This window comes from Proteus sp. PR00208 (assembly GCF_016238545.1).
In the GTDB taxonomy this organism is placed as follows: Bacteria; Pseudomonadota; Gammaproteobacteria; order Enterobacterales; family Enterobacteriaceae; genus Proteus.
Map to the genome: position 1 here is coordinate 45,510 of NZ_JAEHQE010000015.1, position 23,066 is coordinate 68,575.

Here is a 23,066-nt window from a genome sequence, read left to right on the forward strand (position 1 = left end):
GATAACAACCTAAGATACTTGTTTTATGGATTTTATATTGTTCTATAACTAACAAATATTATATATAACTTTTATATTGAATATATTTACAATTAATAACATCTATTTTCTGTTATTTTAATAAATCTTTATTATCACTAAGAAAAGTCTAAAAATTATCACCAATCAATTAGATAGCGTTTCTCTTAATGATTATAAATTAATCACAAACCATTAATTTCCTATATTCTTCATAAGCATAATGATCGGTCATTCCACTGATATAATCTTGAATTAATCTTGTTCGATAATAAAACTCTAAAATCTTTCCTTTTTCAGAATTTATATCATCTAGCTTTTCTAACATCTCGTTATAAGCCAGTTTATGTTTAACAGAAAGCTTATGATATAAACGCGTCTCAATTACATATTTAGGATGTTCATTATATTTATGCAATCTTAAAAAATCTTCAGTTGATAATAAAAGTAAGGGCTTATAGATATCAAGTAATCCACTGATTACACGATATCCTTTCATTTCAAGCTCTTCAACTTCAGGATGGCTAAATACCCATTTTTTAGCGACACTTTTTAATGTCGTTAATAAACGATGCTCCGCACTATTTCCTTCAAGCAAGGCATGATTAAAGCTCCCTTCATAAACTTGGGGAAGGTTTTTTATAAAACGGTACGCCGTATAAGGCACTAATTTTCCAGTAATATAAACTCGTAAATACATAAAAAACTGGTCTTGCATACTGCGTTTGGCTTCATTTTGATCGACTTTTTTATAAGCACGATTCACAGTAATATCGAATAAATCACCTTCGATCACATCACCATTTTCACGCCATGCATCTCGTAAAAGCTGAACAAGGCGGTTGATATCAAAAATCCCCTTTTCTACCGCATCATCTAAATCCGCAATGCAATAAGAGATGTCGTCAGCCGCTTCCATAATATAAGTGAGAGGAAAGCGACAAAATCCCCCCATATCTAATTTTTCTTGCACTTCTTTTACGAATGCTAATTCAGACCAGTAATACCCCGGTTTTTTCATTAAATAGCTATATTCTTTAGGCACTTCCCCTTGCCAATAAGCAGGACGGGTATATTTCAATACACAACCTATTTGAGCATAGGTTAAATTCAATTTAAGCAGATGATGCGCCATTCGAATCGCTTGAGCATTCCCTTCAAATTGACATAAATCTTGGCGTAAAGTTTGTCGCAATTCATTTAATTGCACTTTAGCTGAATACTGCATAGGAATAAAAGGACAACTATCGAATTCGGCTGTCGCCTCTGGTGATAATACTTTTTGAAACCAATGCTTAATCGCGGCTTCACCAAAATGTCCAAAAGGCGGGTTACCAATATCATGCATTAAGCACGCCATCTCAATTAAGCTTTCTAAACTATCAATACGATCACTTAAACCATATTCTTCAAGCTTATTTTGTTTCTTTAATTCGCCAATAATCTGTTTAGCGATATAACGCCCAATTTGTTGAACTTCAAGAGAATGAGTAAGACGGCTACGTACAGCAGAATTTTGCTCTAGGGGAAAGACTTGCGTTTTTTGTTGTAAACGACGAATAGCGGCTGAGTTAATAATACGTCCACGATCACTTTCAAATTGACGAGAAACCTGTATTTCATCGTTAATATCGATATCACTGCTGTTATATTTGCGTTGATAATTTAACTTCAGCTTAAAATCGATCATTTCTGTCCTCTTTCTGGTTTCGATGAAACGAATTCTCTATTCTTTGTGTTATATCGTGTTTTTCTGATAGATGTTAAACTCTATTTAAATTTCTATTTATTATTAACCTACAAGTGAGTATGACACAATGAGAGTTGGCGTAATAGGTGCAATGGAGCAAGAAGTCACACTTCTGCGTGAGAAAATTGAAGATTGCCAAATCTTATCTCGTGGCGGCTGTGAAATCTATACAGGCACAATCAACGGTGTTGATGTTGCATTATTAAAATCAGGTATTGGTAAAGTTGCAGCAGCGATTGGTACAACATTATTACTTGAGCATTTTCGTCCTGATGTCGTTATCAATACTGGCTCTGCGGGTGGCTTAGACTCAAGATTAAATGTCGGTGATATCGTTGTTTCAACGGAAGTTCGCTATCACGATGCAGATGTTACTGCGTTTGGTTATGAACCTGGTCAAATGGCACAATGTCCTCCTGCTTTTATTGCTGAACCCAAACTTGTTCAAATAGCAGAAGAATGTATTGAATCGCTAAAATTAAATGCTGTTCGCGGTTTAATTTGTAGTGGTGATGCATTTATTAATGGCGCTGAACCTTTAGCCCGTATTCGTCGCACATTCCCAGATGTTGCAGCCGTAGAAATGGAATCAACCGCGATTGGCCATGTTTGCCATCAGTTTGGCACACCATTTGTTGTTGTTCGTGCTATTTCTGATGTAGCCGATAAAGAATCGCACTTAAGTTTTGATGAATTTTTATCTGTTGCTGCAGAACAATCAAGCTTAATGGTGACAGCGATGTTGGATAAATTAAAAGACTAATTAAGTCGAGATAATTCTAATATTGCTTTATCAATATCCCGCCTTTATTTTTTGCTTATTCTAAGATAAAAAATAGGTGGGTATTTTTTACTATTGGAAATGTAATGCGTTTATTTATCAATTTTGGGTTATTACTCTGTTCATTATTTTGGTTCAATTTCGCCATTGCTATCACGCCCGCTGATCGTGTTATTACACTATCACCATCTGCCACTGAAATGGCTTATGCCGCAGGTATGGGTGATAATATTGTCGGAGTTAGTGCTTACTCTGATTATCCAGAGGATGCTAAAAATATTGAACAAGTTGCCAATTGGCAGGGTATTAATATAGAGCGCATTCTATTATTAAAGCCTGATTTAGTGATTGCATGGCAAGGCGGTAATCCACAACGTTCATTAGATCAATTAAAAGCTTTGGGTATTTCTATCATTTATTCTGATCCACAAAGTATTGAAGAAATCGCAGACGATCTCGTTACTCTTTCCAATTATAGCCATCATCCTGATATAGCATTAAAAAATGCCCAACAATTGCGCCAGCAATATCAAGCGTTACAGCAAAAATATGTATCAAATATATCGAATCACCCTAAAAAAAAGGTGTTTATTCAGTTTGGGATGCAACCTTTATTTACGACATCAGCTCGCACATTACAGAGCCATATTACAGCGCTTTGTGGTGGGGAGAATATCTTTGCTAATAGCCCTGTCACTTGGCCTCAAGTAAATCGTGAGCAAGTACTTACAAAGCGACCTGATTTGATTGTATTCAGTGGTAAAGCAGAGCAAATACCTACCGTACAAACATTTTGGCAACCCCAGCTTACTGTTCCAGTTATTGCTATTGATGAAGACAGTTTTAGTCGCCCTTCACCACGTATTATTAATGCAGCACAGCAAATCTGCGAAGCCATCGCTAATAATGAATGAGTGATTTTATGAAATAAGCTCAGAAAGAATAAAGAAGAGAAAAAAATTTTAACCGACAGACAAAAGTCGTGAGCGAGCAAGCAGTGCAACAAGGCAGACAGCGCGCAGTAAGCGGAGCATACATTAGTATGTGAGCATTACGAGCACTGCTCTAACGCCGTGGCACTACTGCACAGCCACGACGCCAAAGAAGATAAACAGCACAAAGCATTACGAGCGGTGCTATAACGCCACAGCACTACTGCACAGCCACGACGCCAAAGAAGGATCAGATACTAAAAGAAGAGCCGCAACCACAGGTACTCTTAGCATTAGGATTAGTTACAATGAAACGCGAACCCTCTAACCCCTCGGTATAATCCACACAACCGCCCACTAAATACTGCAAGCTCATAGGATCAACCACTAAGGCAACACCTTGTTTTTCTATGGTCATATCGCCTTCGTTCATTGCATCATCAAAGGTAAAACCATACTGGAATCCGCTACAACCGCCACCCGTGATATAAACACGTAAACGCAGATTTGGATTTTCTTCATCTGCAATCAGATCTTTTACTTTATTTGCAGCCGCGTCAGTAAATTGTAACGGCAGAGCCATATCATCACTCATTGTTCACTCCAGACTGGGTATTCCAGCAAAAAAACAGCCAGCAAAAATTTATCTTTCTTGCTGATATAATGTGATGATTATCTAATACCTGCTCATAACCTTCAAGTTTGTTGTGGACAAAATACACTTTTTGCTACCTATCGCTTTTTACGATAATTCACATACTCACAATAACAGTGATAAATCAAAATCTTGTTGCAGTGTATTTGGCTTCATCTGCGCGGTGCTTTAGAATACGCCTTAATCTTACGCTCACCCATCATTAGGAGTCTGACATGAGCAAGTCTGAAACGCTTTATAATCTCGCACAACAAGTGATCCCCGGCGGTGTCAACTCACCTGTTAGAGCATTTAACGGTGTAGGTGGAACCCCTCTTTTTATTGAACGTGCTAATGGTGCGTATATTTATGATGCCGACGGACGCGCTTACCTTGACTATGTTGGCTCATGGGGACCGATGGTATTAGGACACAACCACCCTGCTATTCGCGATGCAGTGACTGATGCGGTACAAAAAGGTTTAAGCTTTGGAGCCCCAACAGCCGCTGAAGTTGAAATGGCAAACCTAGTCACTGAACTTGTGCCATCAATGGACATGGTTCGTATGGTGAACTCGGGCACAGAAGCGACAATGAGCGCCATTCGCCTTGCTCGTGGCTATACTGGACGTGACAAAATCATCAAATTCGAAGGTTGCTATCACGGTCACGCTGACTGCTTATTAGTAAAAGCAGGCTCTGGCGCATTAACTATGGGACAACCTAATTCACCAGGTGTACCTGCTGATTTTGTCAAACACACCTTAACTTGCACTTACAACGACTTAAACTCTGTACGCCAAGCATTTGAAAACTATCCTGAAGAAGTCGCTTGTATCATCGTGGAGCCCGTTGCTGGCAATATGAACTGTGTACCACCTAAAGCAGACTTTTTACCGGGTTTACGTGCGTTATGTGATGAGTTTGGTGCTTTACTGATTATTGATGAAGTTATGACAGGCTTTCGCGTGGCATTAGGTGGCGCACAAGCCTATTACGATGTTGATCCTGACTTAACGTGCCTTGGTAAGATTATCGGTGGCGGTATGCCTGTAGGTGCTTTTGGCGGACATATGGATGTAATGTCTAAACTCGCGCCAATTGGCCCTGTTTATCAAGCAGGAACCTTATCAGGCAACCCTATTGCAATGGCAGCAGGTCTAGCGTGTTTACACGAAGTTTCACAGCCAGGTGTTCATCAAACATTAGATGAGCTAACAACGATGCTAGCTGACGGTTTACTTGAGAAAGCTCAACAAGCAGGCATTCCAATGGTTATCAACCATGTTGGTGGTATGTTTGGCCTATTCTTTACTGATGCGAAAGAAGTCACTTGCTACCAAGATGTGATGAATTGTGATGTCGAGCGCTTTAAACAATTCTTCCACTTAATGCTGGAAAAACGCGTCTACCTTGCGCCTTCTGCATTTGAAGCGGGCTTTATGTCTATCGCTCATACAAAAGAAGATATTCAACGCACTATTGATGCGGCGGAATATGCTTTTGAAAAAATGAAAGGCTAGTTTAAATATCCCTTTATAAAAGCCAGTCAGTTCACAATTGTGAAGTGACTGGCTTTTTATTATTGGCTTTAGCCAGTTTAAGTCGCGTCAGCGTCTTAAATCATAACCACCCGTTTTACGGGCGGTTATAGTTTCTTTTTCCTATCCAATATCAATAGAAGTATCATTTTTGACATCTTTGAATTAAATTCAACCCATTGTTGCCATAATGACTTTAAAACACAAATCGAAGCGTCATATTTGATACTTTCGTGTTAAATTTAATCATTTATTGCCATGGTGGCTTTAAAATACGACTCAAAGTATCAAAAATGAGCCTTAATAAAATTTTGAAGACAATCGATGATTTATCAGCTGAAGAAAAAACAAGGCTATTCTTAGAATTAAACTCTAAGCAAAAATCAAATAACTATCGTTATTTCAATGAGATATGCAACCCTGAAAAATCACTTAATCTATTTGCACTAGAAGAGCATGAGATTAAAAAAATCATTACCTTAGAGCTAAAAAAGCAAGGCATTACCTATGAAGAGATGGCTATGCAAATTGATATTAACCTTAAACTTGCTCAAAATAACTACGCTATAGCAACAAAAAAACAAACGGCACTTACGTGCCGTTTTTATTTTACCTAACCTACGTGATGACTTACTCAGAAAACAGATCTTGTAACCACTTTGGCGCGCCACTTTCATCGGTATCTTGCTGAATGGGCGTACACAATCCATCTGGGTTTGATGTCCATACTGGCAATGTACGCACTCCACCGCCGTAACAAGCAAAGTTACCTTGGGCATCAACAGACATCTCTGCGATATCTTCTGGTGCTGGTGGATTTAATTTCAACGGTGCCTGATTCTCTAAATAGTTACGATACAGCAATAATGCCCCTGTTGAACCCGTTAAGTTCGTTGGACCATTATTGTCACGTCCCATCCATGAAATCGTCACTTCTTTGCCGTCAATCCCCGCAAACCAACTATCACGTAAATCGTTAGTGGTACCCGTTTTACCCGCAAGGTTGTAATTACCAAATTTTGGTTTTAATACACGCCATGCTGTTCCTGAATTCACCACTTGCTGCATACCAAATAGCGTCATATAAGCCGCTTGAGGTGAAACAGTGGTTTCCGCTTGAGGATAACTTTGATAAAGCACTGTACCATCTTGGGCAATAACAGAGCGCAATGATGATAGTTTTGCACGATTACCTAAACTACCAATTGTTTGGAAGGTTTGAGCCACTTCCATTGGTGTTAAGTTTAATGCACCTAATAGCATCGCGGGTACTTTTTCCAGATTTTCCGCTGGGGCGCCCAAGTTAATCCAAGTTTGAATTACTCGATCTAATCCGACTTCTAAACCAAGATTTACAGTAGGTATATTGCGTGAGGTTGCTAATGCATCCACCAGCATTAATTTACCTTTATAACCGCGATCGTAGTTACGGGGTTGCCAAGGCTTACTCCCCGGAATAGGCACTGAAATAGGTTCATCAGCAAGCCATGTATTTAAACGAAAACGATCAGGCTCACTTAATGCCGTTAAATATGTGGCAGGTTTTGCCAGAGAGCCAATAGAACGACGTGCTGATAATGCGCGGTTAAAGCCCGCATATTGTGGTTGAGAGCCTCCTACTAACGCCCTAACTTCACCACTTAAACGGTCAACAACCACCATTGCCCCTTCAAGATCGTCTATTTTACGTGTTTTACGTAAATCAGCGACACCCACTTCAACCGCTTTTTCAGCCGCGTCTTGCGAGACAGGATCTAATGTTGTGAAGATTTTCGTACCCGATAAATCTTTTACTTTATCGCCTAGGGTTGTTTGTAACTCTTGGCGAACCAATTGCATAAACGCAGGTTGAGGCGTTAACGCTTCACTACGTGGCTTCACCCCTAAAGGACGCGCACTAAGCACGTTATAAAGCTCTTGGTCGATTATCTCTTGGGTTTCCAGCAGTTTTAATACTACATTACGACGCTCTAACGCCGCTTTTGGATTACGCCAAGGGTTATAAGCTGATGCACCTTTAACCATACCCACTAAAAGCGCTTGCTGATCAAGGCTTAGTTCATCAACGGGACGACCAAAATAATAAAGGCTAGCTAATGGGAAACCACGGATCTGTTCATCACCACTTTGCCCTAAAAAGACTTCGTTAAGATACAGCTCTAAAATGCGATCTTTGCTATAACTCGCATCCATAATGATTGCCATATAGGCTTCATTAAGCTTTCTTTTTAGCGTTCTTTCGTTAGTCAAAAATAGGTTTTTCACTAACTGTTGCGTTAACGTACTACCGCCTTGAACCGCTTTACCCGCAGTAAAATTCGCTAATACAGCACGACCAATAGAATACAGGCTGATACCGTCATGCTCATAGAAGCGACGATCTTCTGTTGCAATTAACGTATCCACTAATAACTGTGGAAATTTGTCTCTTGCTAAGAATAAACGTTGCTCACCATTTGCAGATTGCATCATGGTAATCAGCTTAGGATCAAGACGGAAAAAGCCAAATTGGCGCTGATTATCCATGTTAGTGATACTAACAAGTGAATTTTGCTCAAAGGCTAATTTAGCTAAAATTTGCTCTTCACGACCATCAGGGAAATCAAATGGTCGGCGCAACATTTCAATGGTGTTGCCTCTTACCACAAACTCGCCAGGACGTGTGATTTTGTTAACATTGCGGTATTGCATACCCTCAAGTAAGCTCACCATCTCTTTTTGGCTATAATTCATGCCCGGTTCTAAGTTAACGGTACGTCCGTAAACCGCAGCAGGTAATTCCCAAACATTGCCATCAAGGCGCTCTTTGATTTGAGAATGTAAATAAACACCATAAATGCCCATTAAAACCGCAACCACAATGGCGATTTTGACAAATAACCAAAACCAAGAACGACCTCTTTTGGTTTGTTTCGCTGGTCTTTTCTTTCTACTCATGAACTGTATCTCTCATTAAAACCCCTTTATCACGGGATAAAGAAGCCTAACATTGTCGCTATTTTTCTGTGTGATCCCACAAGAAAGCTCTCAAATACGAATAAAACTAGAGCATATTGATCTGGGGTGAAACTAATATTCATTTATTGGCTATATTTTTTTACTCGCCGAGTCGGTGCCGTATTCGCTGGATCATCAGGCCATAAATGCTTTGGATAGCGCCCTTTCATCTCTTTTTGCACCTCTTTATAACTTCCTGCCCAAAACGTGGCTAAATCTTGTGTTTTTTGGATAGGACGATGTGCTGGTGACAATAATTCCATGACTACAGGCAATTGACCATTCGCAATAATAGGGCTTTGTTGTTCGCCATAAACTTCTTGAATACGAATAGCAATCACAGGCGGCAACTCCAAATCATAATTGATAATCACTTTTGTCCCTGTCGGCGCCAAATAATGCGTTGGAAATAAGCTTTGAAGCAACTGATTTTCATGCCATGTTAATTGATTTTTAATAATCGTATTAATATCAATTTGTTGTAATGCTTTTAATGTCTGAACTTCTCCAAGTTCAGGTAAGAGCCATGTTTCTAACGTTTCAAGTAACACAGCTTCTTCTAAATCAGGCAATAACGCTTCTGGGCACCACTTTTTCGCTAAAGAAAGACGAATAAAAAACTGTTGAGTCTCTTCACTAAGTGCTAAAGCACTTAAGCCGTTCTCTCTTAACCAATTCAATAACGCTTGTTGCATTTGCTGTTTATTGGGCTTGTCGAGTTGACGCTGACTTAAGGTTAATCGCCCTAATTGACGTTGTTGCCATGCAACTAACGTACCGCGTTTTTCATCCCATTCAACCGTGGTATTATTTTCAATAAGCTTAGGAAAGGTAGCTGATATTTCATCAATATCAATAGGCAAAGCTAATAAAATACGGACATCAGCATAATGTGCATTTTGCAGTAATAATGGCGCTAAAATCCACGGTGCATTACTCATAGATTGCGAGTCATCCATCATAGCACCTTGCCCATTTGCTAAACGAAAACGCCCTTGATTATCACGATTTTTAGCAATCCTATCAGGAAATCCTACCGCTAATAATGAACCTAACAATTCCGAGCAAAACGTTCCTTTTCGATGTTGAGAGAGCTGTTTTTCACGTCGTGACCAGAAGGTATTCTTTTGTTGTGCAATCCACTCTAGATTAATTTCTTGTCCTCTTGGAGGCTCTTCTAAAATTGCACATAGACGTGCGGCAGTAACAAGATGATTATCACTTTGCTCACTCGCATAATCCAAAACTGCTGCTAATCGAGGCTCAATGCCCCATTGCGCCATACGTGAACCTCGTGGTGTTAATCCACCTTGTTTATCTATCGCCCCCAAACGATACAATAACTCTTTAGCGGTATGTAATACTTGTGGTGTTGGTGTATCCAACCAGTTCAACTGATTAATATCACGACATCCCCACTGCAAAACAGAAAGCCATAACGATGATAAATCACTGCTTAATATTTCAGGCAATTGATGAGAAGCAACGCGCTCTGCTTGTTCTTGGCTTATTAAATGCCAGCAAATACCTGCCTCAAGACGCCCTGCTCGCCCAGCTCTTTGCGTTTGTGATGATTGACTAGTTCGTTGACGCAATAAGCTAGTGACACCACTTTTCAAATCAAATTGAGCGCGCTTTTCAATAGCACTATCAAGGACTAAACGAATTCCTTCAATGGTAAGACTCGTTTCTGCGATATTGGTCGCAAGAACGACTTTCCGATAACCTTTCTCTGTGGGTTCAATCGCTTTTTGTTGTTCAGCTAATGAAAGCGCACCATAAAGAGGAAATAACAAAACATTGTTATCCACTTTATCTTTTAGAATGTCAGCAACACGCACGATTTCGGCACTACCCGGCAAGAAAATCAGCATGGAACCCGATTCTTGCGCAAGTAATCGTAAAGCCATAGTGGCAATTTCTTGCTCAAAGGGTTGATGTGTATTGATAGGAAAATAGACTCGTTCTACAGGATAGCTACGGCCTTCAGCGCTGATCATAGGAGCATCAGGTAATAATGCGGTGAGCTTTTGATTATCCAATGTTGCTGACATAATCAACACACGCAAATCATCACGTAATCCCATTTGTACATCGAGCAATAAAGCCAATGCTAAATCAGCCTGTAAACTGCGTTCATGAAATTCATCTAAAATCACAAGGCTTACGCCAGCCAACTCAGGATCTTGCTGTAACATACGGTTTAATACCCCTTCTGTTACCACTTCAAGTCGAGTTTTTGAGCTGACTTTGCTTTCCGCTTTCATTCGATACCCCACCGTATTGCCAACTTCTTCATTTAGCTGACTGGCTAAACGATAAGCAATACTTTTGGCAGCAATTCGTCTTGGCTCTAATAAAATTATTTTGCCATCAAAGCAATTTTGCTCCAGTAAATAAAGGGGAAGCGCCGTGGATTTACCTGCACCAGTGGGAGCATGAAGCAAAACTTGTGGGGATTGTTTTAACGCAGCAACGATTTTTTCTGTTACATCAAAGATTGGCAATAAATGCACACAGGCTCCATGATTCATTAACTTTCTTGGCTTGGCATTGTAGCATTAGCGCTTTATTAAAGGTCATATTTTCCTCGGAGTCATTATGAAATTTGAGCAACCGCTACAATCCGCCACTTTACTAAAACGATATAAGCGTTTTTTAGCAGACGTTGTCACCCCAAATGGGGAAGAATTCACGCTCCATTGCGCCAACACAGGCGCAATGACGGGATGTGCGACTCCCGGTGATACTGTTTGGTATTCCACCTCTTCAAATGCAAAAAGAAAATACCCGCACAGTTGGGAACTTACACAGACCCAAACCGATGATTGGATTTGTGTAAATACCTTAAGGGCAAACGGTATTGTTGCAGATGCCATTGAAGCAGGTGACATTCCAGAATTATCTGAATATGACGAGATAAAACGAGAAGTGAAATACGGTAGTGAGAACAGTCGTATTGACATTTTACTTAAATCAAATCATAAAGTTGACTGTTATATTGAAGTGAAGTCAGTCACCTTACTCGACAACGGTATGGGTTATTTCCCTGATGCAAAGACAGAACGTGGCCAGAAACATCTTAGAGAGTTGACCGCTATCGCAAAATTGGGTTTAAGGGCTGTCTTATTCTACGCAGTTCCCCATACTGGCATTACGGAAGTGACTGTTGCTAAAGAGATTGACCCTAACTATGCTTCACTGCTAAAAGAAGCGAGTGATGCAGGGGTTGAAATCTTGTGTTATCGCATCAATATTAGTGAATACAATTTAACAATTGGACAGCAATTACCTTTTATTTCAAATAGTTAATTGAAACGCATGGCATTGGTTAAGCATTTTTTAACTAAAAAGGGACATTTACTTGCGTGCCTTCACACCATGAGAAAACTTATTGAAGGAATAATTGCTATCCTCGCGGGCATCTGCTATTTATAGCGCCCTATTTTTTCCCCTTCCTGTTTTGAAGGTGGGGATTATTCAGAAATGCGTATGTAGGAGAAGCATTATGCAAGAAGGGCAAAAGCGTAAAACATCGTCCATGAGCATTCTCGCTATTGCTGGCGTTGAGCCATATCAGGAAAAAGCGGGCGAAGAGTACATGAACGAAGCCCAATTAGCGCATTTTAAGCTAATACTTGAATCTTGGCGCAATCAGCTCAGGGATGAAGTCAACCGCACCGTTACTCATATGCAAGATGAGGCGGCAAACTTCCCAGATCCCGTTGACCGTGCTGCACAAGAAGAAGAATTCAGTCTTGAGCTGCGTAACCGTGATCGTGAACGTAAACTCATTAAGAAAATCGAGAAAACACTGAAAAAAGTCGAAGATGATGACTTTGGTTTCTGTGAATCTTGTGGAGTGGAAATCGGCATTCGCCGTTTAGAAGCTCGTCCTACAGCAGATTTATGTATCGACTGTAAGACATTAGCTGAAATCCGTGAAAAACAGATGGCTGGCTAATAATGAGCAAACGCCTCAGCCTAATACGTTGAGGCGTTAATCTGAATCTTTCGATGCACGAGATTACAGACTATATTGGGCGCTTTGCGCCATCGCCAACGGGTCAACTTCATTTTGGCTCATTGGTTACTGCACTTGGCAGTTATCTTCAAGCTCGCGCACACCACGGGCGTTGGCTTTTGCGCATCGATGATATCGACCCTCTTAGAGAACCTCCCGGCACTGCATCCCAAATTATTCGTACATTAGAACATTATGGTTTGTTCTGGGATGAAGAGATCCTCTATCAATCGCAACGCCATGATGCTTACCGTGAGATTTTACACACTCTTTGGAAAGAAGGTGTTTGCTATCACTGTCATTGTAGCCGTCATCGTTTACATGACTTAGGGGGTGTGTATGATAACCACTGTCGTCATCGCGAGCCACTCACAACTAATGTTACACCTTTTGATAAAGAGAGTGCATGGAGGTTGATCCAACAGCATCCTGTTTATCATTTTGAAGATGTCATTCAAGGTACATATTATTCAAAGAGTACGTCTATCGTGTTAGAAGATATGATTATTCACAGAAAAGATAACTTATTTGCGTATAATCTAGTGACAGTGATTGATGATAGTTATCAGGGTGTAACCGAAGTTGTTAGAGGTGCCGATCTACTTGATCCCACATTGCGACAAATCAGTTTACATAAACAACTGAATTTACCTATTCCGCGTTATGCTCATTTACCTTTAGCAATAAATCATGACGGTAATAAATTATCAAAACAAAATCACGCAAATGCGTTACCAGATACTGATCCAAGACCCGTCATTATCGATGCTTTACGGTTTCTTAATCAGCCTATTATTGCGGGTTGGCAAGATTATTCGTTAGCATCATTGTTAGAGATTGCGATAGCGCAGTGGTCACCTTCTGAGATTTTAAAACAAAATCATCAGCAACAAGGGTATGAATAAACCACACAAAGCATTCTCAAAAAATGTTCAGTAGGCTATGATTAGCCGCTTAATTTTTTAATTATTAGAATTTATTATTCGAGGTGTCATATTTTTAATCGAGTAGCACATTTCTGCCGTAATCTGCTAGGGCGACAAACAACGTCATCAGACACACAACCGGTAGCGAGTGAAAGGCCAGTCACTGCATCTGACCGACCAATACAAGAAACACAGAAACCTGTGCGTCGGCGTCCTGCTATATCCGCAGACCGTCCCCGTAAAAAAAAGAGTAATAAAGAAAAGGCGAACGGGAGTGATTTGCCAATGACTGTGATCCCAAGAGATCAACACCCAATTTCACGTAACGACATCAGTGATAATGCATTAAAAGTGCTTTATCGCCTAAATAACTCTGGCTTTCAGGCTTATTTAGTTGGTAGCGGTGTCCGTGACTTATTACTGGGAAAAAAACCAAAAGATTTTGATATTGCCACTAATGCAACACCTGAAGATGTACGTCGATTATTCCGTAACAGCCGTTTAGTCGGTCGTCGTTTCCGTCTTGCTCATATTATGTTTGGCCCTGAAGTGATTGAAGTTGCGACTTTCCGCGGCTCTCATGAAGATCATGAAGTTTCAGACAATAACCAATCCCAGCAAGCACAAAGCGGTATGTTACTGCGCGACAATATTTTTGGCTCAATTGAAGAAGATGCCATCCGTCGTGACTTTACATTAAACAGCCTCTATTACGGTGTTGATGATTTTGCTGTACGTGATTACGTCGGCGGTTTAGCGGATCTGAAAGCGGGTATTATTCGCTTAATTGGCGATCCTGAAACGCGCTATCGCGAAGATCCCGTCAGAATGCTTAGAGCCATTCGCTTTGCTAGTAAATTGGATATGCAAATTGCGCCAGAAACCGCAGAGCCAATTGCCAGACTTGCTCCTTTATTACGTAATATTCCATCGGCTCGTCTTTTTGAAGAATCGCTGAAATTATTACAAACGGGGCAAGGATACAAAACTTACAAGTTAATGTGTCGTCATCAATTACTTGAACCGCTGTTTCCGCTGATTGCATCTAAAATGACAGAGCAACATGATACGCCGATGGAGAGAATGCTAGATCAAGTTCTCAAAAACACGGACTACCGCATCAATAAAGAGATGCGAGTCAATCCGGCGTTCTTATTTGCGGCGATGCTGTGGTATCCATTAATTGAACATGCCGAAAAATTAGTCCAAGAAAGTGGTCTTTCTTACTATGACTCTTTCTCTATGGCGATGAACGATATATTAGATGAGCAATGCCGTACTATTGCGATACCAAAACGCATTACCACAACAATGCGTGATATCTGGCAATTACAGCAACGTTTACCTAAACGCCAAGGTCGTCGTGCGAATAAATTACTTGAGCACCCTAAATTCCGTGCAGCATTCGATTTACTGGAATTACGTGCCAATGTACAACACAATCCAGAGCTTCAAGCGTTAGCTGGTTGGTGGGCTGATTTCCAAGCCTCTAACAATACGCAACAGCGCTCAATGGTCTCTGAATTAGGCCAAGCACCCGTTCGTAAACGACCGCGTCCACGTAAACGCCCTCGTCATCCAAGCGCAAAACCAGCATCAAGACACGAGAATACCAATGAGTAAACAGAAAAAACGTGTTTATATCATTTTAGGTAGCAATTTGAATTCACCTGAAAATCAGGTGAATTCAGCGATTAAGGCAATCAGTGAGATCCCACAAACAACATTGATTGCACAATCATCTTGGTATCGTACTCGCCCAATGGGACCACAAGATCAGCCTGATTATCTTAATGTCGCTGTTGCGGTTGATACAACGTTAGCACCTGAAGAGTTGCTTAATAACACACAAGCGATTGAATTAGCGCAAGGTCGTGTTAGAAAAGAAGGCAACCGTTGGGGCCCAAGAACGCTTGATCTTGATATTATGTTATTTGGTGATGACGTGATCCAAACCGAGCGATTAACCGTACCTCATTACGGGCTTAAAGTACGTGAATTTATGCTTTATCCATTAGCGGAATTAGCACCCGATCTTCGCTTTCCTGATGGTGAGTTATTAGCAGATAGATTGGCGTTAGTGCCTGAAAACGGCATGGAAAAGTGGTAATTTCACACTAGTACGTTCTTAATGCTAAAGGTTGATACTGTAAAAAATATAAACAGTATCAGCCTATCTCTTCTCTTTTACTTTCCCTCAATTTTTCAAACACATCTCTCCTCCCCAATATCTAAACTCTTTTATATTTATTTTTCACATATAGGCAATTGATAAATATAAATAAAAATTATCATTTATTATTTTTCATTACTCATTTAATTACTTTTTCTTCGTTTTTAGTCCTTAAATGCTACAATCGAAAGCGGCTTTATTTTGATGATCTAACATTTTCTTTAATAAACAAACAATTATGTGAAGTAATTAATTTTATCTACACACAAAAAAATGACAATGATGGAGTTTGTTACAATGAAACCCACTACGCTTTCAACGCTGAACCGCTATAAGCAAGAAAAGAAAAAATTCGCCACAATCACCGCTTATGATGCAAGTTTTGCTCGCCTTTTTGCACAAGAAGGTATTCAAGCCATGCTGATTGGTGATTCATTGGGTATGACACTACAAGGTCATAACAGCACCTTGCCTGTCACCGTTGAACAAATTGCCTACCACACTCGTTGTGTAAGAGCGGGTGCGCCTAATGCTTTCTTGATTGCAGATATGCCGTTTATGTCTTATTCCACCCCTGAGCAAGCTTGTCTTAATGCCGGCATTCTGATGCAAGCAGGAGCTAATATGGTGAAGATTGAAGGTGGAAGTTGGTTAATTCCTACCGTTAAAATGCTCACTGAGCGTGCGGTTCCTGTCTGTATTCATTTAGGTCTAACACCACAATCTGTCAACGTCTTTGGAGGTTATAAAATCCAAGGTAGAGAGCACGATGAAGCCGAGCAATTGAAGCAAGATGCCATCGCCCTTGAAAATGCGGGTGCTCAATTGGCGGTATTGGAATGTGTTCCTGTTACTCTGGCTAAAACAATTACAGACGCATTAACGATGCCTGTTATTGGTATTGGGGCAGGCAATGTCACAGATGGACAAATTCTTGTTATGCATGATTTATTAGGTTTAACACCTCAAGCCCCTAAGTTTTCAAAAGACTTTTTACAAGAAGCAGGCTCCTTAAAAGGTGCGGTTAGTCTTTATGTTCAACAAGTTGAACAAGGCCTGTTTCCAGAAGAAAAACATTCATTTAACTGATTTATTATCTTAATTATCAATATTGTTTAAAAGGAGTCACGCCGTGCTAATTATTGAAACTACGCTTATCTTACGCAGAGAAATCAAGCGATTAAAGCAAGAAGGTAAACGCATTGCATTGGTTCCAACAATGGGTAATCTGCATGAAGGTCACCTAAAATTAATTGAAGAAGCGCGTATTCACGCAGATGTTGTGATCACATCTATTTTTGTTAACCCACTTCAATTTGATAGAGAAGCGGATTTAGCAAATTATCCTCGTACTTTACAAGAAGATTGCGAGTTACTGCGTGATAAACATGTCGATATTATCTTTGCGCCTTCAGCAAAAGAAATGTATCCACACGGTATGGAAAATCAAACAACTGTTGATGTCCCTGTATTATCTACCGTATTAGAAGGCGCAAGCCGTCCTGGTCATTTCCGTGGTGTCACGACAGTTGTCAGTAAGCTTTTTAACCTTGTACAACCTGATGTTGCGATGTTCGGTGAAAAAGACTTCCAACAACTGCAAATTATCAAAAAGATGGTAAGCGATTTATGTATGGATATCAGCATCGTTCCTGTTGCTATCGTACGTGACAAAAATGGTTTAGCGCTCAGTTCGCGCAATCGTCTATTATCTGATAACGAAAAACAACAAGCCCCTGCACTTTATCAAGCGATGCAAGAAATTGCAGAACAACTAAAGTCGGGCAATCATGATGTTAATCAGCTACTGCAAAATGCAAAAAACACCTTAGAGCAGCAAGGTTTTCGTGCAGATGAGTGCTTTATTTGTGATGCGGATACACTCACACCATTAAATGAAGAGAGCCATCGGGCCGTGATTTTAATGGCTGCATGGCTAGGTAATACACGCTTGATTGATAACCAGCAAGTTAACCTTGTTTAATATTCATTATTAGAAAAATAGGAAACACAACAATGCTACGCACTATGTTACAAGGCAAACTTCATCGCGTAAAAGTCACACAAGCTGATCTTAACTATGAAGGCTCTTGCGCAATTGATCAGGATTTTATGGATGCCGCAGGCATTCTTGAAAATGAAGCGATTGATATTTATAACGTTGATAATGGTGAGCGTTTTTCAACCTATGCCATTTGTGCCGAAAGAGGCTCTCGGATTATTTCAGTCAATGGAGCAGCTGCGCGTCGTGCCGCCGTTGGCGATCGCTTAATTATTTGTTCTTATGTGCAAATTCCTGATAGTGATGCGCGTAGCCATAAACCTAATATTGCTTATTTTGAAGATAACAACGAGATGAAACGTATTGCAAAAGCGGTTCCTGTTCAAGTTGCTTAATCAATAAGAAATAACACATTTCCCCATAAACAGAGGTTCCCTGTTTATGGGGAATTATCACCTGAATAATAAATAATCTATTGTTATTATTTGCTTGTCACGATTCACCACGACAAAAACGAGACATAAGATTCAAAACCGTGTTTCTTCTCCATTTTTCCTCGCTTATCTTTCTGTAGCTTGTTATAAATCATATAAGTATTGTCTGACTACTCTCTGACTAATAAAAAATTATGATAAAAGTTGCTTTAGTAGATGATCACATTGTTGTGCGTTCAGGATTTGCACAACTCTTAATGTTAGAACCCGATATTCATATCGTGGGTGAATATTCTAATGGGCAAGAAGCATGGCCTTATTTAGCACATGACGATATTGATGTTGCTGTGATGGATCTCTCTATGCCTGGCGAAAGTGGTCTACAACTCCAAAGTCGCTTAAAACAAAAGCGCCCTGATTTTCGCACCATTATTTTAAGTATCTACGATACGCCCGCTTTTGTTCAAAGCGCATTAGATTCGGGCGCCCGCGGTTATTTAACAAAACGTTGTGGCCCTGAAGAGTTAGTACAAGCCGTACGCGCTGTACATCAAGGTGGCTGTTATCTTTGTTCTGATGCAATGAAAGCGTTACGACAAACACCCGAAAAAGAAGATGCATTACATACGTTAACACCTCGCGAAAGAGAGATTTTCAATCTTTTAGTTCAAGGCGTTAATGTCAAAACAATTGCGGTACAACTTAACCTTAGCCACAAAACCGTTCACGTTCATCGAGCCAATGTTCTTGGTAAATTAAGCTGTGAAACCACTATCGATCTGGTTCATTTCGCCTTAAAAAATCAATTGATTACAGGCTCGCTGTAAAATGAAAAGGGGACTGCGTTTTTTTCTTCAATCCCTCTTTTTATTACTCACCTACTCTTTACTTTGGCTATCACTTTGGGTGATTGGCTTCTATTTAAGTAAAAACGGGCAACAAGCCGCCCTTTTCTTACCTCAAGGTCTACGATTAGCCCTAATAATTTTACTTTGGCGGCGTTTTTGGCTACCAATGTTATTTGCTGAATGGGGGCTTTATTACTGGTTAGCGCAAGAGCAATTAATTACCCACGCCATTATTTATCTCTCACCAATACTAAGCCTTATTATCGCGTTAGAAGTTCAGCGTATTTGGTGGCGATATCCTCTTTATTGGCAACGCCTAACCCTATTAATTAGTGCCGTTGGCTTTAATAGCCTGCTACAAGCCTTTATTCTTGGTTTTGTAATTAATACCACCAGCGGTATTTTTCTGACATCCGTTACTGGTGGCATATTACTCGCCCCTTTTGTTTTTTTACTTTATGAATATCTACGCGAATTACAAAGTCGCACTTTAGTCTCTGACGGCACACTCGATCCGCCATTAAGAACCTCCTTACTCATGTGGGGATTTCTATTTTGCCTTATCGGATTAAGTGCACAGTTTTTCTTAACACCCGAAATAGAACGCTTATTAGTTATTCTTGTTTTTATCCCTAATGTATTTATGGCGTATCGTTATGGCTGGCAAGGCGGCGTATTATCTGCAATATTAGGCAGCTTAATTATCACCTTTGCTCGACAAGTTAATGGCGCGTTTAATGACTTACGTGAGTTAGAAATGTTTTTAACTACGCAAGCTATTATTGGCATTGGTTTAGGGATAGCAATAAGCCGTCAACAGCAATTAGCCCATAATTTACGTCACTATCGATTACGCTTAGAGCAAGAACTTCAAGCTAGACGCGAACTAATGGAGCAACTTGTTCACACCGAAGAAGATGTGAAAAAAGCCATTGCTCGTGAATTACATGATGAGATTGGGCAAAATATTACAGCCATCCAAATTCAATCAATGTTAGTAAAAAAGATGGCTGATAACGATAAAACGCGCCAAACAGGGGAACAAATCGAACGGCTTGCACTGCAAATTCATCAATCTACACGTCAACTACTCCGACAATTACGCCCTCCTGTTTTAGAAGAAATGTCGCTTGAAAAAGCCCTTCACCATTTAATTAATGAGTTTGCTTTTGATGACAACGGTATCATCTGTAATTTTAATTACTCGTTAGATAAAGAGCCTAAAAATGAAACCATTATTTTTACCCTCTACCGTTTAGTACAAGAGCTGTTAAACAACATTAGTAAACACGCCAACGCGACCTATATCCAAATCTCACTGACTCAAAACCAAAACCGATTACGACTGATGATTAGTGATAATGGTATTGGCATGTTACCCACGTCATTATCAGCACAACAAAGTAGTGGCTTTGGATTACGCGGAATTGAAGAACGCATTCGTGCTTTAGGTGGAGAATGGGAAGTGGTAAATCATCACGGTACGAAAATAATTGTTAACTTACCCACAAATTCAAAAGAAAACAGTGAAAACTAAGAATAAGTCTTAGTCATCTACAACCTTATCTCATTCTTTTTCGCGACATTTTTTTTACATTTGCAACATCAAAGAGGATGTTATGTCAGGTAAAAATTCGGCATCAATAAATAAGACCTATAACTTTTGGCGCAAAAATTTAATGCTGTCGATGATTATTGGTTATGCCACCTTCTACCTCACACGTAAAAGCGTCAACTTTGTGATGCCCGTTATGCAAGTTGAATTGAATTTAGATAAAGGAGATATCGGTTGGATAGCCAGCCTTTTTTATCTCACTTACGGTTTATCTAAATTTGTTTCTGGTATTTTCCACGATAAGTGGGGATACCGCTGGTTTATGGGTGTTGGATTAGTAATGACAGGCATTATGAATATTATCTTTGCCTATTGTCTTTCGTTTCCTGCACTGCTTTTGGTCTGGGCACTAAATGGTTTCTTTCAAGGCTTTGGATGGCCACCTTGTGCAAGGTTGTTAACACACTGGTATTCACGCAATGAACGTGGCTTCTGGTGGGGATTATGGAATATCTCAATCAACCTTGGCGGGATGAGTCTTCCCATTTTAACTGCGTGGCTAGCGACGCATTATAGTTGGCAAGTCGCACTGCTTGTTCCCGGTATTATCGGCATCATCATCGGGCTATGGTTGTGTATACGATTAAAAGGGACTCCCGCAGAAGAAGGACTTCCTACTGTGGGTGTGTGGCGGCGCGATGTGTTTGAATTACGTCAAGAACAAGCCTCTCCGCCTAAACCTATGCTAACTATTTTGAAAGAGAGCATTTTATTTAACCGAATGATTTGGTTGCTAGGGTTTTCTTATATTTTGGTTTATCTCATACGTATGGCGATAAACGATTGGGGAAATATCTGGTTATCAGAGACACATGGCGCCAATTTATTAAGTGCAAATGCCATTCTTTCCTTGTTTGAAGTAGGTGGCTTGCTCGGGGCGTTATGTTCAGGCTGGGGCTCGGATTTATTATTCCGCGGCCAACGAGCACCAATGATATTGCTGTTTTCACTCGGGCTTTTTACCGCAGTAACAGCACTTTGGTTAATTCCAATTCATCATTATGCGTTACTCGCAGCCTGTTTTTTTAGTATCGGTTTTTTTGTGTTCGGACCACAGATGTTAATCGGGCTTGCTGCAACAGAATATTGCCATAAAAACGCAGCAGGCACGGTAACTGGCTACTTGGGATTGTATGCCTATTTAGGGGCGGCAATGGCAGGTTGGCCATTAAGTCAGGTCATGGCGCATTATGGTTGGACTGGGATGTTTGCATTATTAACCAGTGCTGCGGCCTTAATGGGACTCTTACTAATGCCGTTGTTGATTGCTGATGTTAGCAAACAAGAGCATTCAGTTGGCCCACTTTCATTTTCCGATGACGACACATTTAAAAGGTTCTGAACATGAAATTGAAAACCCTCTCTACACTCGTTGCTGCTGGTCTGGCTCTTTCTGCGGTTAGCTTATCAACAAATGCGGCTGGTCGTTTAGTCGTTTACTGTAGTGCGACAAATGCGATGTGTGAAGCTGAAACAAAAGCCTTCGCCGAAAAGTATGATGTTAAAACTACCTTCGTTCGTAATGGTTCTGGGAGTACTTTAGCTAAAATTGAAGCTGAAAAACGTAACCCACAAGCTGACGTTTGGTATGGCGGTACAATGGATCCTCACTCACAAGCGGGTGAAATGGATCTGCTAGAGCCTTATGTTTCTCCTAATCTCGATCAGATCATGCCACAATTTCGTGATCCAGCTAAACGCAAAGGAAACTACTCTTCTGCGGTCTATGTCGGTATTTTAGGTTTTGGCGTCAATAAAGATCGCTTAAAAGAAAAAGGCATTGCTATTCCAACCTGCTGGAAAGATTTAATTAAGCCTGAATACAAAGGCGAAATTCAAATTGCTGATCCACAAAGCTCAGGTACGGCTTACACTGCACTGGCAACCTTTGATCAATTATGGGGCACTGAACAAGCCTTTGATTACCTGAAGAAAATCAATACAAATATCTCTCAATACACCAAATCAGGTATTGCTCCTGCACGAAATGCAGCCCGTGGTGAAGCAGCCATTGGTATTGGTTTCCTACATGATTACTCATTAGAAGTTGAAAATGGCGCCCCACTTGAATTGATCTCGCCTTGTGAAGGTACAGGGTATGAAATCGGTGGTGTCAGTATCATTAAAAATGCCCGCAATATGGATAACGCAAAATTATTCGTAGATTGGACACTCTCAAAAGAAGCGCAGGAAATTAGCTGGAAAGAAGGTAAATCTTACCAAATTCTAACCAATACCTCGGCTGAATCTTCACCTATGGCACTGAAATTATCAGACTTAAAACTCATTAACTACGACATGGATAAATATGGCGATAGTGAAGTACGTAAGGAACTGATTAATAAGTGGGTTACCGAAGTAAAAATGGGTAAATAGCTCATTAACAGAGCG

Annotated in this window: 20 protein-coding genes; 16 read left to right on the forward strand and 4 right to left on the reverse strand. The window is 40.2% G+C overall.

The window, feature by feature from the left end; all coding sequences use genetic code 11:
* Positions 1 to 199: 199 nt before the first annotated feature.
* Positions 200 to 1,708, reverse strand: coding sequence for a dGTPase (dgt, locus tag JEP36_RS11460; RefSeq protein WP_198630212.1), 1,509 nt, complete (start codon positions 1,706 to 1,708; stop codon positions 200 to 202).
* A gap of 127 nt (positions 1,709 to 1,835) precedes the next feature.
* Between dgt and mtnN the strand changes: the two genes are divergently transcribed.
* Positions 1,836 to 2,531, forward strand: coding sequence for a 5'-methylthioadenosine/S-adenosylhomocysteine nucleosidase (gene mtnN / locus JEP36_RS11465; RefSeq protein ID WP_109371548.1), 696 nt, complete (start codon positions 1,836 to 1,838; stop codon positions 2,529 to 2,531).
* A gap of 104 nt (positions 2,532 to 2,635) precedes the next feature.
* Positions 2,636 to 3,463, forward strand: coding sequence for a vitamin B12 ABC transporter substrate-binding protein BtuF (gene btuF, locus JEP36_RS11470; RefSeq protein ID WP_198630213.1), 828 nt, complete (start codon positions 2,636 to 2,638; stop codon positions 3,461 to 3,463).
* A 268-nt stretch (positions 3,464 to 3,731) separates the two neighbouring features.
* Here btuF and erpA read toward each other — a convergent pair whose 3' ends face one another.
* Positions 3,732 to 4,076, reverse strand: coding sequence for an iron-sulfur cluster insertion protein ErpA (gene erpA / locus JEP36_RS11475; protein WP_006534944.1), 345 nt, complete (start codon positions 4,074 to 4,076; stop codon positions 3,732 to 3,734).
* A gap of 275 nt (positions 4,077 to 4,351) precedes the next feature.
* On the opposite strand from erpA, the gene hemL reads away from it, so the two are divergent.
* Positions 4,352 to 5,638: a glutamate-1-semialdehyde 2,1-aminomutase gene (gene hemL, locus JEP36_RS11480; RefSeq protein WP_198619410.1), complete on the forward strand. Its 1,287-nt coding sequence runs from the start codon at positions 4,352 to 4,354 to the stop codon at positions 5,636 to 5,638.
* 251 nt (positions 5,639 to 5,889) lie between these two features.
* A complete protein-coding gene (locus tag JEP36_RS11485) occupies positions 5,890 to 6,273 on the forward strand; it encodes a hypothetical protein (protein ID WP_198630214.1) in 384 nt (127 codons plus the stop codon).
* A 13-nt stretch (positions 6,274 to 6,286) separates the two neighbouring features.
* On the opposite strand, the gene mrcB is transcribed toward JEP36_RS11485, so the two are convergent.
* Both mrcB and hrpB read right to left on the reverse strand, forming a co-directional pair.
* Complete coding sequence (mrcB, locus tag JEP36_RS11490) at positions 6,287 to 8,593, reverse strand: bifunctional glycosyl transferase/transpeptidase (RefSeq protein ID WP_198630215.1); 2,307 nt, start codon at positions 8,591 to 8,593, stop codon at positions 6,287 to 6,289.
* A 143-nt stretch (positions 8,594 to 8,736) separates the two neighbouring features.
* Positions 8,737 to 11,169 carry an ATP-dependent helicase HrpB gene (hrpB, locus tag JEP36_RS11495; protein ID WP_198630234.1) on the reverse strand — a complete coding sequence of 811 codons (2,433 nt, stop codon included), beginning with the start codon at positions 11,167 to 11,169 and terminating at the stop codon, positions 8,737 to 8,739.
* Between the two features lie 85 nt (positions 11,170 to 11,254).
* On the opposite strand from hrpB, the gene sfsA reads away from it, so the two are divergent.
* The 12 genes from sfsA (at position 11,255) to JEP36_RS11555 (ending at position 23,051) form a co-directional block, all read left to right on the forward strand.
* Positions 11,255 to 11,965 (forward strand): DNA/RNA nuclease SfsA, encoded by a 711-nt coding sequence (sfsA, locus tag JEP36_RS11500; protein ID WP_196532251.1) that lies wholly within the window; start codon positions 11,255 to 11,257, stop codon positions 11,963 to 11,965.
* Between the two features lie 196 nt (positions 11,966 to 12,161).
* Entirely contained in the window at positions 12,162 to 12,617 is a 456-nt protein-coding gene (dksA, locus tag JEP36_RS11505; protein ID WP_023580786.1) for an RNA polymerase-binding protein DksA, read from the forward strand.
* A 53-nt stretch (positions 12,618 to 12,670) separates the two neighbouring features.
* Entirely contained in the window at positions 12,671 to 13,582 is a 912-nt protein-coding gene (gluQRS, locus tag JEP36_RS11510) for a tRNA glutamyl-Q(34) synthetase GluQRS (RefSeq protein ID WP_198619408.1), read from the forward strand.
* Between the two features lie 90 nt (positions 13,583 to 13,672).
* Positions 13,673 to 15,226: a polynucleotide adenylyltransferase PcnB gene (gene pcnB / locus JEP36_RS11515; protein WP_442958770.1), complete on the forward strand. Its 1,554-nt coding sequence runs from the start codon at positions 13,673 to 13,675 to the stop codon at positions 15,224 to 15,226.
* Positions 15,219 to 15,713: a 2-amino-4-hydroxy-6-hydroxymethyldihydropteridine diphosphokinase gene (gene folK / locus JEP36_RS11520; protein ID WP_100159309.1), complete on the forward strand. Its 495-nt coding sequence runs from the start codon at positions 15,219 to 15,221 to the stop codon at positions 15,711 to 15,713. Before pcnB ends, folK begins: the two co-directional genes overlap by 8 nt.
* A 360-nt stretch (positions 15,714 to 16,073) precedes the next feature.
* On the forward strand, positions 16,074 to 16,865 hold the full coding sequence (gene panB, locus JEP36_RS11525; RefSeq protein WP_109371570.1) for a 3-methyl-2-oxobutanoate hydroxymethyltransferase: 792 nt from the start codon (positions 16,074 to 16,076) through the stop codon (positions 16,863 to 16,865).
* A 43-nt stretch (positions 16,866 to 16,908) separates the two neighbouring features.
* Entirely contained in the window at positions 16,909 to 17,760 is an 852-nt protein-coding gene (panC, locus tag JEP36_RS11530) for a pantoate--beta-alanine ligase (protein ID WP_198619406.1), read from the forward strand.
* 32 nt (positions 17,761 to 17,792) lie between these two features.
* A complete protein-coding gene (gene panD, locus JEP36_RS11535; RefSeq protein ID WP_198619405.1) occupies positions 17,793 to 18,173 on the forward strand; it encodes an aspartate 1-decarboxylase in 381 nt (126 codons plus the stop codon).
* 233 nt (positions 18,174 to 18,406) lie between these two features.
* Positions 18,407 to 19,039, forward strand: coding sequence for a response regulator transcription factor (locus tag JEP36_RS11540; protein WP_109371574.1), 633 nt, complete (start codon positions 18,407 to 18,409; stop codon positions 19,037 to 19,039).
* Between the two features lies 1 nt (position 19,040).
* A complete protein-coding gene (locus JEP36_RS11545; protein ID WP_198619404.1) occupies positions 19,041 to 20,597 on the forward strand; it encodes an MASE1 domain-containing sensor histidine kinase in 1,557 nt (518 codons plus the stop codon).
* A gap of 67 nt (positions 20,598 to 20,664) precedes the next feature.
* On the forward strand, positions 20,665 to 22,017 hold the full coding sequence (uhpC, locus tag JEP36_RS11550) for an MFS transporter family glucose-6-phosphate receptor UhpC (RefSeq protein ID WP_311748442.1): 1,353 nt from the start codon (positions 20,665 to 20,667) through the stop codon (positions 22,015 to 22,017).
* A 2-nt stretch (positions 22,018 to 22,019) separates the two neighbouring features.
* Positions 22,020 to 23,051 carry an ABC transporter substrate-binding protein gene (locus JEP36_RS11555; RefSeq protein WP_069368510.1) on the forward strand — a complete coding sequence of 344 codons (1,032 nt, stop codon included), beginning with the start codon at positions 22,020 to 22,022 and terminating at the stop codon, positions 23,049 to 23,051.
* Positions 23,052 to 23,066 lie beyond the last annotated feature (15 nt).

What these genes read in the sequence shown, in the direction of transcription:
- JEP36_RS11545 (WP_198619404.1), top strand. Translation starts at nt 19,041, where the DNA reads ATGAAAAGGGGACTGCGTTTTTTTCTTCAATCCCTCTTTTTATTACTC.
- folK (WP_100159309.1), top strand. Translation starts at nt 15,219, where the DNA reads ATGAGTAAACAGAAAAAACGTGTTTATATCATTTTAGGTAGCAATTTG.
- panD (WP_198619405.1), top strand. Translation starts at nt 17,793, where the DNA reads ATGCTACGCACTATGTTACAAGGCAAACTTCATCGCGTAAAAGTCACA.
- mtnN (WP_109371548.1), top strand. Translation starts at nt 1,836, where the DNA reads ATGAGAGTTGGCGTAATAGGTGCAATGGAGCAAGAAGTCACACTTCTG.
- sfsA (WP_196532251.1), top strand. Translation starts at nt 11,255, where the DNA reads ATGAAATTTGAGCAACCGCTACAATCCGCCACTTTACTAAAACGATAT.
- gluQRS (WP_198619408.1), top strand. Translation starts at nt 12,671, where the DNA reads ATGCACGAGATTACAGACTATATTGGGCGCTTTGCGCCATCGCCAACG.
- JEP36_RS11555 (WP_069368510.1), top strand. Translation starts at nt 22,020, where the DNA reads ATGAAATTGAAAACCCTCTCTACACTCGTTGCTGCTGGTCTGGCTCTT.
- dgt (WP_198630212.1), bottom strand. Translation starts at nt 1,708, where the DNA reads ATGATCGATTTTAAGCTGAAGTTAAATTATCAACGCAAATATAACAGC.
- erpA (WP_006534944.1), bottom strand. Translation starts at nt 4,076, where the DNA reads ATGAGTGATGATATGGCTCTGCCGTTACAATTTACTGACGCGGCTGCA.
- panB (WP_109371570.1), top strand. Translation starts at nt 16,074, where the DNA reads ATGAAACCCACTACGCTTTCAACGCTGAACCGCTATAAGCAAGAAAAG.
- JEP36_RS11540 (WP_109371574.1), top strand. Translation starts at nt 18,407, where the DNA reads ATGATAAAAGTTGCTTTAGTAGATGATCACATTGTTGTGCGTTCAGGA.
- hemL (WP_198619410.1), top strand. Translation starts at nt 4,352, where the DNA reads ATGAGCAAGTCTGAAACGCTTTATAATCTCGCACAACAAGTGATCCCC.
- mrcB (WP_198630215.1), bottom strand. Translation starts at nt 8,593, where the DNA reads ATGAGTAGAAAGAAAAGACCAGCGAAACAAACCAAAAGAGGTCGTTCT.
- dksA (WP_023580786.1), top strand. Translation starts at nt 12,162, where the DNA reads ATGCAAGAAGGGCAAAAGCGTAAAACATCGTCCATGAGCATTCTCGCT.
- btuF (WP_198630213.1), top strand. Translation starts at nt 2,636, where the DNA reads ATGCGTTTATTTATCAATTTTGGGTTATTACTCTGTTCATTATTTTGG.